This is a genomic window from Gilliamella sp. Fer1-1 (assembly GCF_001690825.1).
Lineage (GTDB): Bacteria > Pseudomonadota > Gammaproteobacteria > Enterobacterales > Orbaceae > Gilliamella > Gilliamella apicola_C.
This window is the reverse complement of the sequence record NZ_LZGX01000055.1, coordinates 19,370-32,277: the sequence shown is the minus strand read 5'-3', so window position 1 is coordinate 32,277 and position 12,908 is coordinate 19,370. Positions and strand designations below refer to the sequence as shown.

Genomic DNA, 12,908 nt, shown 5'->3' with positions numbered 1-12,908 from the left:
GTTTTTGTTTTATAAAAATTAGCGATTTTTTATTTAATTTATGCGTGTGAGTAGAGGATTTCGCATAAAATCCCCGCTTTGATATTATTATTAATCGTTTATTTTATTTACAAAAGTTAAAATGCCCGAAACCGCAACTTCCCTATCAGCTGTTTTTCATCCTAAAAATCAGTCAGAAAAGCCATTGATTTTATTTAAGTTTTTATTTTGTAAAAATTGGTGGTTTTTTACTTAATTTATGCGTGTGAGTAGAGGATTTCACATAAAATCCCCGCTTTGGTATTATTATTAATCGCTTATTTTATTTACAAAAGCTAAAATGCCCGAAACCGCAACTTTCCTATAAGTTGTTTTTCATCCTAAAAATTAGTCAGAAAAGCTATTGATTTTATTGAAGTTTTTGTTTTATAAAAATTAGCGATTTTTTATTTAATTTATGCGTGTGAGTAGAGGATTTCGCATAAAATCCCCGCTTTGATATTATTATTAATCGTTTATTTTATTTACAAAAGCTAAAACGCCCGAAACCGCAACTTCCCTATCAGCTGTTTTTTACCCTAAAAATCAGTCAGAAAAGCCATTGATTTTATTGAGGTTTTTATTTTGTGAAAATTAGCGATTTTTTATTTAATTTATGCTTGAGGTTTGGGGATTTCACATAAAATCCCCGCTTTGATGTCGTTTCTTAAGATCTTATATTTGTTAAAGCGAAATAATTCGATCAAATAGCGGATTGTTGGTCAGGCGATGGGTGACCATGAGCAATGTTTTATCTTTACAGGTTTTCTTTATTAATTGAATAATTTGTTGCTCGGTTTGTCGATCAAGACTTTCTGTTGGTTCGTCCATTAAAATTAATGGGGAATTATGCAGTAAGGCTCTTGCAATGCCGATACGGCGAATTTCGCCACCGGATAGTGTTCGGCCACCTTGTCCAATAAGCAAGTCTAAACCTTGATCCGTAGCTAATAGTTTGTCGAGCTCAACTTGGTGTAATACATCTATTAATTGTTGCTCGGTCGCTTGTTGATTGCCTATGAGTAAATTTTGCTTTAAGGTGTCACTAAATATCGTGATCACTTGTGGCACCATAGCAATCGTTTTCCGTAATGTTTTTTCATCAAGTTGATTGAGTTCAACATTGTTGATATAAATATTGCCTGATTGAGGTTGCCATATGCGATTTATTAGGCTTAGCAATGTCGATTTACCACAACCTGTTTTACCAATTATGCCAATATGCTCACCATGTTCAACTGTCAATGAAAAATCAGTTAATACCGCAAAAGGCTGATTGGGATAAGTGAAATTAATTTGCTTAAATTGTAATTTTGCCACGTTTAGATCTATCGTTCTGCCTTTTGGCACAAATTTAATATCTGGTGTTTGATTGAAAATAGCGGTGGTGCGTGTGGCAGAAGAAAGCACTTGTCCTAAAAAGATAAATGCACCAGGAATTGGCATAAGGATCTCGGCACTAGCAAGGCTAACAAATACAAATAAAGCCACTAAAGGTGATAAGGTGTATTGGGTAATTAACCATAGCACAAGTAACGTTAAAAAGCCTGCAATTAGTAAGACTAATGCACTTGATAGCGCCATTAATGTTGATTGGCGCTGCTGATTATACAACCAATCTGATTCCAGTTCATCAAGCTGAGTACGATAGCGCAGTTGCGCATTAAATAGAGTCAGTTCAGCTTGCCCTTGCAGGTAATTGATTAATAATGTTCGGTACTCACTTTGTTGTTTAGCTAGCGTTTTTCCTAGCTGCTCTCCTGCTTGGTAAAAAATAACGGGCACGACAAGTAACGTAGTTGTAAGTATGATAGTAATGATTAGTGCAATGGGTAAATTGATAGTTGCAAGTCCAATAAATAAAATGCCAATGGTCACTAAAGCAGTTACAATAGGGGCAAAGAGTTTTAGGTATAAATGATCAAGCGCATCAATATCAACAATGAAGCGATTAAGTAAATCTGCTCGTTGGTAGTGGGCAAGTTGATTAGCACTTAATGGCAAAATTTTACGAAAAGCAAGCGTTCTTAGATAAGCTAAGATTTTAAATGTAGTGTTGTGATCAACCAAACGCTCCATATAACGTGAAGCGGTGCGAGCAATCGCTGCCGCACGTACGCCGGCTGCTGGCAACATATAATTAAACGAATACAAACCAGCAACGCCAACAAAAGCGGTAGAAGCTAAAAACCATCCTGATAAAGATAATAGAAAGACACTAGCAAGTAGGGTAAGAATTGATAACAATAAACCAGCTAAAATTTGCCAAAAATAGTGTTTATAAAGAGCTATATAAGGGCGCAATGTGGCTAACATAAATCCTCCTCGCTATCACAAGGTAGCTTACCTTGATGTAGCTTGCTGTGGGCTAGTTGCCAGATTTGTTCATAATTCTGCATATCATCTGTTTGGTGAGTAATGGTAATGCTGTTGGGGGCAATAGGTTGTTGATCTAGATTTTGCATGGTTTGCTTGTCTAAACTAGCCGTTGGCTCATCAAGAATAATTAATTGGCAAGGTTTTAGCATAGCTCTAGCTAAAGCAATTCGTTGTGCTTGTCCAACAGATAAACGCACGGCATCTTCGCCAACTTGGGTTTCAATTCCTTGTGGTAATTTGGCAATTACATCGGCTAATTGTGTTTTGGTGATTACCTCTTCAAGTTCTTGCATTGTGGCGTTTGGCTTACCAAGTAAAATATTATCGCGAATAGTGCTATTTAGCAGATAAGGATTTTGCCCTATCCAACTCACCTTTTGCTGCCAATCATTTATATCTAATTGGTTAAATTCAATGCCATTAATTTTTAGCGAACCTTGATAAGGTAAAAAACCAAGCAACACTTGCATTAACGACGTTTTTCCTGCGCCACTGGTACCAATCAAAGCCAATTTAAACGGTGCTTGCAAATTAAACGATAGTGGACCAACGATAAATTGTTGTTCACTAGATAGTACAATTAAGTTATTTGCTTCAATGGTTTGTAATGGTTCATCCAATTTGATGTTAGTTGCTTTAATGTTAGGTTGTTTTTGCACAATGTTTTTACTTAAAAAAGTTTCGATATTATCAGCCGCTGCGATTGCTTCTGCTTTAGCATGATAGTAGGTGCCTAAATCACGTAATGGTTGAAAATATTCAGGTGCTAAAATTAACGCAAAAAAACCAGCAAATAAGGTAACAGTTCCGTTGTATGCGCCAAAATCAAATTCTCCCAAATAGGAAAAACCAAAATAAATCGCCACAATGGCGATTGAAATTGATGTGAAAAACTCTAATACAGCAGAAGATAAGAATGCAATTTTGAGTACTTGCATCGTTTTTATACGAAAATCCTCAGAAGCACGAGCTATTTCGTTAGTTTGTTTTTCGCCTTGGTTGAATAGTCGAATGGTATTGAGACCTTTTAGACGATCTAAAAAGTGACCACTTAAATAAGCGAGGGCTTTAAAATGGCGACGATTGATATCGGCAGCCCCCATTCCGACTAAGATCATAAAAATAGGAATCAGTGGTGCTGTGCAAAGTAAAATTGTAGCGGCGGCCCAATTAAAAGGGAATATCGCTATACAAATTAAAATCGGTGTCATGCTTGCCAATCGCATTTGTGGCAAATAGCGTGCAAAAAAGTCATGCAATTTATCGACTTGTTCAATAAGTAACGTACTCCATGCGCCGATGGTGCTTTGATTTAAGTAAGCCGGACCATGCAATTCAAGTTGGTTAATTAATTGGTGTCGAATTTGCTTGCGAACTTTTTGACCTATGGCAAAGTTGATTTTTTCACGCAGATAAATAAAAAATGCCCGACCGAGTAATACCCCAATTAGTCCGCCCCAAAAAGGTAAGATATCCGTAAAATGGTGTTGATCAATAATGATTTTTTGTAAAATGATTGCAAGCAACGCAGCTTGGATAATCACTAATATTGTTAAAACAAAGCCAGTTAAAATTGAAGCCCACAAATTGCTTTTATGCATTTTTGCATACTGTTTTAACCAGCCAAGTAAATAGGCTTGGCGTTTTTTATCTAATGACATGAAGCTCTTTACTGTTTATTTTAAGTTGTCCAAATAGTGTTCGGCATCTAAAGCCGCCATACAGCCCGTACCTGCTGAAGTAATCGCTTGACGATAAATATGATCCATTACATCACCCGCTGCAAATATTCCCTCGATACTGGTTTGTGTTGCATTTCCTTGTGTGCCTGATTGCACTTTAATATAGCCTTCATTTAATTCAAGCTGTCCTTCGAAAATGGTCGTATTGGGTTTATGTCCAATAGCAATAAATACGCCTAAAACAGAAATTTCTTCAGTTAAATTTGTATCTTGTGTGCTACGGATTCGAACGCCTGTAACGCCCATGTTGTCGCCTAAAATCTCGTCAACGATGCGGTGTGTATGTAAGATCACTTTACCTTCTTTTATTTTTTGGTCTAAGCGATCCATTAATATTTTTTCAGCTCTGAAGCTATCTCGACGATGGATTAAATGTACTTCGCTAGCAATATTGGCTAAATAAAGGGCTTCTTCAACGGCAGTATTACCACCGCCAACAACGGCAACTTTTTGGTTACGATAGAAAAAACCATCGCAAGTTGCACAAGCTGATACCCCTTTGCTTTTGAAAGCCTCTTCTGATGGTAAGCCCAAATATTGTGCTGAAGCCCCTGTAGCGATGATCAATGCATCACAACTGTATTGCGTTTCACTACCATAAAGCTTATAAGGTTTTTCGCTAAAATCGACACGATCGATGTGATCTAAAATAATTTCGGTGTTAAACCTTTCAGCATGTTCTTTCATTTTGACCATTAATTCTGATCCCGTTAAGTCAGGCGCGCCAGCAGGCCAGTTTTCAAGATCTGTGGTTGTAGTAAGTTGTCCACCTTGTTGCATTCCTGTAATTAATACGGGGGAAAGGTTTGCACGTGCAGCGTAAACTGCTGCGGTATAACCTGCAGGGCCAGAACCAAGTATTAACAAACGGGCATGTTTGGTTTTCATTTTAAATCCTTACTTATTTTGACTTTGGTCATTTTTAGCAAAACTAGTGCAATTTATAGCAGATAAGTCTAACATTATTAATCCTTATAGTGTAAAAAAAATTGATTATTGTATCAATAGGCAATCATAACAGGCTGTATTTGTATTATTTGCGTTGAGTTAATTTTTTGCGAATTAATTGGTTATCTTTTTCTTTTCAATTATTTTAAAGATATTTATTCCTTTTTAAACTTTGTTTGTTTTGGTTTTTTACTTTCAGTGTTTAAAATATGCGCTTTTCTTATTCTTAAATTTTTTCCTATCATTTAGCAATAACATTTTAATTATTAGTTTACTCGACATCCTAACAAAACAAGGGGGAGATAAGATGAACAATCCTTCAAAAGAAAATGTAGAAGCAGTGCTTAGAAAAATTAGTTGGGCACAAGAGATTTTAAATTCGGTACAACAAAATATTAGCGATCCTCAAGTTGGTAATATTTTATCTGGTGTTGCCTTTATCATGGATTCGGCTTCATCTGAAGCTGAAGCGCTCTATCAATTAATTAAATAAACAATTAATTAAATAAAGCTCTGCTGTTTTTTCATTTATACCTTCATTCGCCGTTTGGCGATTGAAGGTATTCAATTGGTTAGCTCGTTGAATTGTCATCCGATAAATATGTTGTTATATCTAGCAATGGCCAGCGAACACGTGCTGTAGGCTCTCCGGCTCGATAGCCGAATGCTAAACATAGCCCAACACCAAATGATTCACTACTTAACTGCGGTATATATTTTTCTAAAATTTGTATTACTTTATCGTGAGCAAATCCACCTATTGCACATGAGTCAATGCCTCGAAATGCAGCTGCTGTCATCATATTGGCGCTAGCGATATAATCTTGCATTTCTGACCAGTGATTAATGGTTAAACCATCAGCAAGTCCTTGCTCGCAAAAATTAATAAATGCTTGGCAAGCAATGTCGATTGCTGTTTGATCATTGGGATTAGGTAAAGTACGAGCAATAGCTCGGCGTAAGTAATCACTTTGCGAAGTGAAGTTATTGGCTTTGCGATAAAGTATGATCACAAAATGTGAACAGCTTGTCACTTGCTCTTGATTGTAGCAAACCGATCGCAATTGTGCCTTTATTTTATCACTGTCAATGACCACAAAATGCCAAGGCTCCATACCAAATGATGAGGGAGATTGTCGGCCAGCTTCTAATATATATTCAATATCATCATTATTGATTTTTTTTGTTTGATCAAATTTTTTACATGCATGTCTAAAATCAAATGCTTGGGTTAGCTTATCCATATTTTCTCCTTACGATTTGGTATTCCATGGGGCAACTTTTAATAATAATAACATACCTGGGATGGCGAGAATAAAACATAAACCAAAAAAGTTTGTCCATCCTAAATGTGAAGTTAAAACACCTGACATTGAATTTATTAGTGTTCTTGGTATAGCTGAAAAACTAGTTAATAGCGCAAATTGTGTTGCGGTAAATAATGGGCTAGTTTTTTGCGATATAAAAGTGACTAATGCTGCTGCGCCCATTCCAACACCAATAGATTCAAAGCTAATTACAGTCGCCAATATGATAAGTTGAGTGTAATTAATTGTTAAAAAAGGTCCTTCATAAGATAAAAAAGCAAAACCTAAAATAGAAAACATTTGTACAAAACCTGATATCCACAATGAACGGTTGATGCCATATTTTGAAATAATAAAACCACCCAAAAGAGCTCCAAATAAACTTGGCCAGACCATCGCATTTTTAGCTACAGTTCCTATATGTTTCATTTCAAAATTCATATCTAAATAAAAAGGTGTTGCCAAAGATGTAGCAAGGCTATCACCAAGCTTATAAAATGAAATAAAAGCAATAATAAATAAAGTGTTACTAAATGATTGCCGATGAATGAATTCATTTATTGATTGTTTGAAAATAGATTTATCTGGATGAATTACACTGATATGTGACGGCTCTTTTAAGCTTATTGTAATGAGTAGCATTGGCACAATAAATGCGGCAGTGAATGCGAATACTTCCATCCATGATAGATAATCAGCAAGAAAAAGCGATAATCCTCCAGGAATGAATCCTGATATTCGATAAATATTTATGTGTATACTATTTCCGCTGCCAAGTTCGCTATCGCTCAAAATTTCTCTTCTATAGGCATCAATTGCGATATCTTGAGTTGCAGAAATAAAAGCAGTTAATAAGCTTAAAATAACAACTATTTCGATGTTATTTTGGGGAGTTAAAAAACCATACATAGGTATGATAATTAAGAGCCCGATTTGAGTTAAAAATAACCAACCTTTACGACATCCTAGTGAGAAAGGTGATAACTTATCTAATAATGGTGACCAGAGAAATTTACATAAGTAAGGAATTTGAGTTAATGCAAATGCGCCAATTGTTTTTATGTCTACACCGCCAATTTTTAGCCAAACGGGGATTAATTGGACAATAAAGAAAAAAGGAAGTCCAGAACAAAAACCTGTATAGATGCACAACAACATTTTTTTATTAAAAAAAGCATGAGCTAATACTTTATTCATTATTTAACTTTATTGGTTAGTTTTTTACAAAGTGTTATCATAGCACATAACATTAAAAAATAATGCTATAAACCAAGATAAACCATTACCTAAAGTCATTTTTTCAAGATACCAAGAGTGATACTGAATTTATATATTTTAGTATAAAGATTAACGCCAACAACCAGTAAAAAATAACTAATTACCATTAAGAGGGGTTTAGTAATATGAAAAGTTCAATTAAAGTCGCTGTCTTTAGTAGCAAGCATTACGATAAAGAACACTTAGAAATGGCAAACAAAAAGTTTGGTTTTGATATTGAATATTATGAACATAAACTCAGTCATAAAACGGCTGTTACAGCTCAAGGGTATGATGCTGTTTGTGCATTTGTTAATGACGAAGTCGATAAAAAAGTACTACAAAAATTAGCCAGTTATGGCATTAAAATTTTAGCACTTCGTTGTGCTGGTTTTGATAATGTTGATTTAGCAGAAGCTGAAAAATTGGGAATTACTGTAGTGCGAGTGCCTGCTTATTCGCCAGAAGCCGTTGCAGAGCATGCAGTGGCTTTAATGATGACGCTAAATAGAAGAACGCATAAAGCCTATCAACGCACTCGTGATGCTAACTTTTCGTTAGATGGGTTAACTGGCTTTAATATGCACAATCGTACTGCTGGCGTGATTGGTACCGGCAAAATTGGTCAAGCGGTTATTCGTATATTGAAAGGTTTTGGTATGCATATTCTTGCTTATGATCCTTATCCTAATGATATTGTGGTTGAATTAGGAGCGCAATATGTTGAATTAGATGAGCTATATGCCAAATCAGATGTGATCACATTACATTGTCCAATGACACCAGAAAATTATCATTTATTAAATAAAGATTCATTCCAAAAGATGAAAAATGGCGTGATGATTATCAATACCAGCCGTGGAGCATTACTTGATGCAACAGCTGCTATTGAAGCATTAAAACAAACCAAAATTGGTGCTTTGGGCATGGATGTTTATGAAAATGAACGTGATCTATTTTTTGAAGACAAATCAAATGATGTCATTTTAGATGATGTATTTCGTCGTTTGTCTTCTTGCCATAATGTTATTTTTACAGGTCATCAAGCCTTTTTGACACAAGAAGCATTGTTGAATATTTCTGACACCACTTTGAGCAATATTAAGCAAGTTGCGGAAGGTAAATCATGCTCAAATATTGTTAAATAATAAGAAATCCCTTATGATGTTGTCGATTTTTTAATTACTTAAGATATGGATTTTTTTATGCGCCGTATTATCGTTTGTCTTAATTTAATTTTATTGCTTGTAGCTTGTAGCAGTAATAGATCTTCAACATCGCCAATGAAAGAACACCGTGGGCATGCAAATGTCAAAGGCGGTGTTTATCTCGAAAAAGATCACAACCCATCTAAAACCGCAAGTCCGTCATTAGAAATAGATAAAGAAAAATTTATCGATAGAATGGTGAGCAAGCATGGTTTTAACCGTCAACAGCTTCGCAATGTGCTTGCTCAGACCAATAAACTTGATTGGGTAATTAATTTAATGGATAAACAAGCACCAAAATCAGGACCTGCAACAGGACCAAATGGTGCTTGGATTCGTTATAAAAATAAATTTATTACGGCAAGCAACCTCCCTCGTGGTGTTGAATTTTGGAACCAATACGAAAAAGAGTTAAAGCGTGCTTATACCGAATATGGTGTTCCACCTGAAATTATTGTTGGCATTATCGGTGTCGAAACAGGTTGGGGTAGAGTAATGGGTAAAACGAAAATTATTGATGCGCTATCAACGCTTGCCTTTTACTATCCAAGGCGTGCACAATATTTTTCTAACGAATTAGAAGACTTTTTGGTGATGTGCCGTGATGAAAGCGTTGATCCGTTTGATTTAAGTGGATCATTTGCTGGCGCAATGGGATATGGTCAATTTATGCCGTCAGCGTTTAGACGTCATGCCGTTGACTTTAACCATGATGGTCATGTTGATTTGTGGGATCCAGTTGATGCTATCGGTAGTGTTGCAAACTACTTTAAGTCATATGGTTGGCAACGAGGTAAGAAAGTGGCGGTAATGGCTGATGGTCAGGCTCCATCACTTAACTCAGGTTTTAGCACTAAATACTCAATTGAAACGCTTGCAAAAGCTGGCTTGAAACCACAAGGCTCACTAGATGGTCATACTCAGGTGAGTCTATTGCGCCTTGATATGGGTGATCGTTACCAATTTTGGTATGGTTTACCGAATTTTTATACCATAACCCGCTATAACCATAGCATGCATTATGCCATGGCAGTTTGGCAATTGGGACTTGCAGTTAAAGAAGCAAGATAACTATCGAATATTTAATATCAAATTTTATTAGGTCGTTGTTATGCGACCTTTTTTATATCTGCCAATAATATTTAAGAAATAATCAGTTTTATTGCAAGTAATAATAAAAATACACCAAAAAACTTGATCAGCTTTTTTATTGATAATTTTTGTGCAATTTGTACCCCCACTTTTGCCATAGGAATGCTCGCCAGCATAATAGTTAATGCCGCAGGTAAATAAATAAAGCCTAAGCAATATTGGGGTAATTGTGGGGTATGCCAACCCGCAATGATGTAGCCAACTGTACCACCGATAGCAACGGGTAAAGTGAAAGCAGCCGATGTTCCAATTGCTTTTCGCATATCTATGCCACATTTTTGTAAAAATGGTACAACTAAAACACCACCACCCACGCCGACAAGTGCAGCAAAAATGCCAATTAAGGTTCCTGCAAATATAAAAATGCTGTTATTAATAGAAATATTTTTACTAGTATGATTTTGTGAAACTTTACTCGCTTGTAAAATAAATTGGCCACTAACATAAATAAGAAAAATGATAAATATCCATTTTAACCAAACCCCTGGAATATAAGGCGTCATATACGAACCACCTAAAGTGCCTATGATACAACCTAAAACCATTTTTCTAAGGATATTCCATTGAATATCATTATTTTTATTATAAATATAGCTGGAAGATAAACTTGTGCCAATGATGGTTGCTAATGAGGTTGCAATCGCGATATGGTTAACCCAAGCATTACCTAGATTAAAATAATTTAAGGTAAAGATTAAGGAGGGCACTATTAATGCACCACCGCCAACACCAAACATACCAGCTAATAATCCCGCAACAGCGCCTATAGAAAGGAATATAATAAATTCAAGAATCATGTTTAATCCTTAAAGTATGGTAACACTAACACCCCATCTTTTTTGTTAAGTAAAAATTAAGATTAGATAATTGATTCTACTGATCTACCGTTTAATATCATTATCAGGTTTGATTGCAAAATAGTAAATTAAAAGATGACAAGATGGTTAAAAAATCTTATGTTATTTAGCTGACGGTAACGAATAAAAGTTTAAAAATAAATTGACGGGAGTGAATAATGAAAGATCGTTTAAAGTGGATTGATGATTTTGGTTTTTTAGGCGAAACAGCCAGTGGGCACTCGTTAGTTATGGATGGCGGTATTGAACATGGAGGGCATAATCGTGGCGCTCGCCCTATGGAGCTTTTGTTACATGGTGCAGCAGGTTGTATGGCTTATGATATTATCGCTATTTTAAAAAATAATAAAAAAGATATTCGCGATCTTTGGATAGAAATTGATAAAACTCAAGCAGAATCTTCACCAAAAGTCTATACATCTATTAATTTCCATATTGTGATTACAGGTATCAATATAGATGATCAAGCAGTAGAAAGAGCCGTGAAACTTGCTTCAGAAAAATACTGTAGTGCCTCTATCATGCTAGGAAAAACCGCAAAAATGTCTTATACCTATGAGGTTAGAGAATATCACTAAAGTTTATTCTTATAACGAATAATTATAATCTAATAACAAGCTGATCTTAGTGTATTTTGCATTAATCATTTAACATTTTATTAGTCAGAGCAATAAGAGAGTGGTTATGCAACAATTAAGTAAAACTATGCGATTTCGGGATATGGTTATTCTGGGATTGCTTTTTATTGGTCCAGCAGCACCAATAGGGTTATTTGGTGTTTTAGATGCAATCAGTGATGGTGCAGTTGTTTTAGTTTATATTGTAGCAACTTTGGTAATGGCATTTACCGCATTTTCTTACGCTAGAATGGCAAACGCTTTACCTCATGCAGGAGCGGTTTATGCTTATTGTTCGATTGGTATTCATGCTAATGTGGGATTTTTAGTCGGTTGGTTGTTATTGCTTGATTATATGTTTATTCCTGCTGTTGCTTACTTATTTAGCGGTATTTCGTTCAACGCCTTAATGCCTGACGTACCGGTATGGGGATGGACTTGTTTGGCGGTTGTATTAACTACCACGTTGAATTTAATTGGCATCAAAAAATCGGCTAAAATTACATTAATTATCTTACTATTTGAAATTATTGTATTGTTTGCTGTGCTATTTGTTGGTATTTGGCTAATAGCAACTAGTGATATTAGTCGAGATTGGTTGAAACCTTTTTGGGGCGGTGATTTATTTAGCTGGGCTAATTTGTTTAATGCTGTATCTATTGCGGTACTCTCTTATTTGGGATTTGATGCTATTGCGACTTTTTCTGAAGAAAACGGTGGCTCCCATAATTTAGTGAGTAAAGCCATTATGAGCTGTTTAATTTTAGCTGGCTGCCTATTTGTAATTCAAATTTATGTTGGTGCTTTACTTAATCCTTATAATCCAGAATATTTGCGTAGTCATCCTGAACTACAGGGTAAAGCTTACTATAATATTGTTAATCAAGAAATTAACTTATATCTAGGATGGGCGCTAAGTTTGATGAAAGCCATTGGTGCATCATTTGCTGCAATGGTTGGGCAAGCTGCCGCAAGTCGTCTTTTATTCAGTATGGGGCGCGATAAGCGTTTACCTTCATTTTTTGCTAAAGTGGGTAAAAAAAGTGGCGTGCCGGCAATGGCTATTTTATGCTCTGCGCTATTTAATTTATGCTTAGTTGTTATTGCCGCCAATCATGATAAAGGATTAGCAACTCTAGTGTCATTTGTTGATATTGGTGCGTTAACGGCATTTATTATGTTACATTTATCTGTAATCGGTTACTTTAAGTTCAAAAAACATTCAAAGGGTTGGCGTTCTTGGGTTTTAAATATCTTTATGCCTATTATTGGTATTATAGTGTTATTACCTGTATTACTACATATTGATAATGATGCAAAAATTGTCGGTGTAATTTGGTTAGCAATTGGTATGATTATTCTCTATTTAAACAAAGAGCAGGCCCAATTAGTTTGCTTAGAAAAACATGAATAATAAGCTTAA

General features: G+C 35.5%; 11 protein-coding genes. 5 read left to right on the top strand and 6 right to left on the bottom strand.

Annotated features, from left to right (window positions below; genetic code table 11):
• Positions 1–702: 702 nt before the first annotated feature.
• Genes cydC through trxB form a run of 3 tightly spaced genes read right to left on the bottom strand, consistent with a single transcriptional unit; the run spans position 703 to position 5,027 of the window.
• Positions 703–2,334, bottom strand: a complete 1,632-nt coding sequence (cydC, locus tag A9G28_RS07520; RefSeq protein ID WP_065580255.1) for a heme ABC transporter ATP-binding protein/permease CydC — start codon at positions 2,332–2,334, stop codon at positions 703–705.
• A complete protein-coding gene (gene cydD, locus A9G28_RS07515; RefSeq protein WP_065580254.1) occupies positions 2,328–4,058 on the bottom strand; it encodes a heme ABC transporter permease/ATP-binding protein CydD in 1,731 nt (576 codons plus the stop codon). The genes cydC and cydD overlap by 7 nt, the downstream gene beginning before the upstream one ends.
• Before the next feature lie 15 nt (positions 4,059–4,073).
• The gene (trxB, locus tag A9G28_RS07510; RefSeq protein WP_065580253.1) at positions 4,074–5,027 is read right to left on the bottom strand and encodes a thioredoxin-disulfide reductase; all 954 of its coding nucleotides are present in this window, start codon (positions 5,025–5,027) and stop codon (positions 4,074–4,076) included.
• Between the two features lie 367 nt (positions 5,028–5,394).
• Here trxB and A9G28_RS07505 point away from each other — a divergent pair, with 367 nt between their 5' ends.
• Positions 5,395–5,580, top strand: coding sequence for a hypothetical protein (locus tag A9G28_RS07505; RefSeq protein ID WP_065580252.1), 186 nt, complete (start codon positions 5,395–5,397; stop codon positions 5,578–5,580).
• A gap of 79 nt (positions 5,581–5,659) precedes the next feature.
• On the opposite strand, the gene A9G28_RS07500 is transcribed toward A9G28_RS07505, so the two are convergent.
• A complete protein-coding gene (locus tag A9G28_RS07500; protein WP_065580251.1) occupies positions 5,660–6,331 on the bottom strand; it encodes an NAD(P)H-dependent oxidoreductase in 672 nt (223 codons plus the stop codon).
• A 9-nt stretch (positions 6,332–6,340) separates the two neighbouring features.
• Positions 6,341–7,591 (bottom strand): AmpG family muropeptide MFS transporter, encoded by a 1,251-nt coding sequence (locus A9G28_RS07495; protein WP_065580250.1) that lies wholly within the window; start codon positions 7,589–7,591, stop codon positions 6,341–6,343.
• Between the two features lie 218 nt (positions 7,592–7,809).
• Between A9G28_RS07495 and A9G28_RS07490 the strand changes: the two genes are divergently transcribed.
• Together A9G28_RS07490 and mltB are read left to right on the top strand one after the other, a co-directional pair.
• On the top strand, positions 7,810–8,799 hold the full coding sequence (locus A9G28_RS07490) for a 2-hydroxyacid dehydrogenase (protein ID WP_065566787.1): 990 nt from the start codon (positions 7,810–7,812) through the stop codon (positions 8,797–8,799).
• 57 nt (positions 8,800–8,856) lie between these two features.
• Positions 8,857–9,930 (top strand): lytic murein transglycosylase B, encoded by a 1,074-nt coding sequence (gene mltB, locus A9G28_RS07485; RefSeq protein ID WP_065566777.1) that lies wholly within the window; start codon positions 8,857–8,859, stop codon positions 9,928–9,930.
• Between the two features lie 71 nt (positions 9,931–10,001).
• Here mltB and A9G28_RS07480 read toward each other — a convergent pair whose 3' ends face one another.
• Entirely contained in the window at positions 10,002–10,808 is an 807-nt protein-coding gene (locus A9G28_RS07480) for a sulfite exporter TauE/SafE family protein (protein WP_065580249.1), read from the bottom strand.
• 218 nt (positions 10,809–11,026) lie between these two features.
• On the opposite strand from A9G28_RS07480, the gene A9G28_RS07475 reads away from it, so the two are divergent.
• Together A9G28_RS07475 and A9G28_RS07470 are read left to right on the top strand one after the other, a co-directional pair.
• Positions 11,027–11,446 (top strand): OsmC family protein, encoded by a 420-nt coding sequence (locus A9G28_RS07475; protein ID WP_065580248.1) that lies wholly within the window; start codon positions 11,027–11,029, stop codon positions 11,444–11,446.
• Positions 11,447–11,552: 106 nt separating this feature from the next.
• Complete coding sequence (locus A9G28_RS07470) at positions 11,553–12,899, top strand: APC family permease (RefSeq protein WP_065580247.1); 1,347 nt, start codon at positions 11,553–11,555, stop codon at positions 12,897–12,899.
• The last annotated feature ends 9 nt before the right edge of the window (positions 12,900–12,908 follow it).